At 69.7% G+C, this 2,554-nt stretch carries 2 protein-coding genes; one reads left to right on the top strand and one right to left on the bottom strand.

Features of this window, described 5'->3' with window-relative positions; genetic code table 11:
* Positions 1 to 1,944 (top strand): hybrid sensor histidine kinase/response regulator (locus AC1D12_RS30750; RefSeq protein ID WP_477845009.1); only part of this gene is annotated, 1,944 nt, incomplete at its 5' end.
* Here the strand turns inward: AC1D12_RS30750 and AC1D12_RS30745 are convergent.
* Positions 1,945 to 2,554: gamma-glutamyltransferase (locus AC1D12_RS30745; RefSeq protein ID WP_477845008.1), on the bottom strand; the 610-nt coding region annotated here is incomplete at its 5' end.

The following is a 2,554-nucleotide window of genomic DNA, read 5'->3' as shown; positions in this document are numbered from 1 at the left end:
TTCCAGAGCTCGCTGCCACACTACCTCGACGTCTGCATCGTCGACACCGATCCGATCGCCGAGCGGCGGCGCCTGGCCGGCAGCACCGGCTGCGAGACGCTGTCGGCCGACCTGTCGCACGTGCGCTCGTTCGCGTTCGCCGGGCGGCAATGGGATCTGCGCGTCACCTCGACCCGCTCCGCGGTGCCGCACGTGCACGAGCGCAACGCGCTGCTGTTCTCGCTGGTGGGGCTGCTCGCGACCTCGATGCTGGGCGCACTGATGCTGACGGTGACCGGCCGCACGCGCCGCATCGAGGCCGCCGTCAACGACCGCACCGCGGCGCTGCAGCGCGAGATCGCCGAACGCCAGCGCACCGAGTCCGACCTGCGCGAGAGCGAGCAGCGCTTCCGCAACATCCTGAACCACGTGCCGATCGGCGTCGTCTACACCGACCTGCACGGCAACGTGAAGCAGGTGAATCCGCAGTACTGCGACCTGACCGGCTACGGCGCCGAGGCGCTGGTCGACATGAACGTCGCCGCGCTCACGCACCCCGACGACCGCGCGCAGGACCTCGAGATGACGAGCCAGCTGCTGCGCGGCGAGATCCCGATGTACCGGCGCCAGGGCCGCTACGTCACGCGCGACGGGCGCCAGGTGTGGGTGCAGACCATCGTCACGCTGCTGCGCGACGTGCAGGGCCAGCCGCGGCGCATCGTCGGCGTGGTCGAGGACATCACCGAGCACCTGCGGCTGGCCGAGGCCGAGCGGGCGCGCGAGCTGGCCGAGGCGGCGAACCGCGCGAAGAGCGATTTCCTGTCGCGCATGAGCCATGAACTGCGCACGCCGCTGAACGCGATGCTCGGCTTCGCACAGCTGCTCGAGCTGGACCAGAACCACCCGCTGCCGATCGCGCAGCGGCCCTGGGTCACGCAGATCCAGAGCGCCGGCTGGCACCTGCTGGACATGATCAACGACGTGCTCGACCTGTCGCGCATCGAATCGGGCACGCTGAACCTGCAGTCCGATGCGCTCGACCTGCACGAGGCGGTGGCCGCGGCGCTGTCGCTGGTCGAGCAGGACGCGCGTCGCCGCGGCATCACGATCACGCAGGAGCTGGCCGACAGCGCCGCGCGCGTCACCGGCGACGCCACGCGCGTGAAGCAGATCCTGATCAACCTGCTGAGCAACGCGGTGAAGTACAACACCGAGGGCGGGCGCATCCATGTCGCGTCGCGACGCGGCGGCGGCGGCGGGGGTGGTGGAGGCGGTGGAGGCCATCGCGATTGCGTCGAGATCACGATCACCGACACCGGCCTGGGCATGACGCCGCAGCAGCTGTCGCAGCTGTTCCAGCCGTTCAACCGGCTCGGGCGCGAGCGCTCGTCGCTGGAGGGCACCGGCATCGGCCTCGTGATCAGCCAGCGGCTGGCCGAGCTGATGGGCGGCTCGGTGCGCGCGCGCAGCACCGCGGGCGAGGGCTCGTCGTTCATCCTGACGCTGCCGCGTGCCAGCCCCGCCGAGAGCGCGCCGGTCGGGCTGGACGAGATCGCGCCCGAGACCGGCAGCTACCACCAGCGCATCGTCCACTACGTCGAGGACAACGAGACCAACGTCGAGGTGATGCGCGGCATCCTGGCGCGCCGGCCGCAGGTGCAGTTCGACGTCTCGGTGACCGGGCTGGACGGCCTGGCGGCGATCCGCGCGCGCCGGCCCGACCTGATCCTGCTCGACATGCACCTGCCCGACATCGACGGCATGGAGCTGCTGCGCCACCTGAAGGCCGACCCGGGCACCGCGGGCATCCCGGTGGTGGTGGTGTCGGCCGATGCGCTGGGCAGCCAGATCGAGACCGCGATGGCGGCCGGCGCCCGGCAGTACCTGACCAAGCCGGTCAGCGTGAGCCAGTTGCTCGGCGTCGTCGATGCGGTGCTCGACGACGTGGAAACCCGCTTTGGATAACTAGAACCCTTGCGCCAGGCCCGTGTTGCGACGGGGATCGTTGGCACCATAGAACCGGTTCTTGCCGATCGGCTTGCCACCCAGCGACGGCGCCCCCACCAGGATTGCCGCCACATGGTTGGCCGGCTGCGGGTTGCCGAGCTTGTGCCCCATGTCGGTCAGGATCTTGCGCGTGTCGGGGCTCAGCGCATTGACCTCGACGTTGGTCGCCTCCGGCAGCCACTGCTGGTGGAAGCGCGGCGCATCGACCGCTTCCTGCACGTTCATCCCGTAGTCGACGACGTTCAGGATCGTGTGCACCACCACCGTGATGATGCGGCTGCCGCCGGGCGTGCCGGTCACCATCACCGGCTTGCCGTCGCGCGACATGATGGTCGGGCTCATCGAGCTCAGCGGCCGCTTGCCCGGGGCGATCGCGTTCGCCTCGCCCTGCACCAGGCCGTACATGTTCGGCACGCCGATCTTCGCGGTGAAGTCGTCCATCTCGTCGTTCAGGATCACGCCGGTCTTCGCCGCGGTGACCTTGGCGCCGAACCAGTCGTTCAGCGTGTAGGTCACGGCCACCGCATTGCCCTCCTTGTCGACGATCGAGTAGTGCGTCGTGTTGCTG

It is taken from the genome of Rhizobacter sp. P1_G5 (assembly GCF_056405435.1).
The sequence above is the reverse complement of the archived record's forward strand: the minus strand, read 5'-3'. Positions and strand labels throughout refer to the sequence as shown.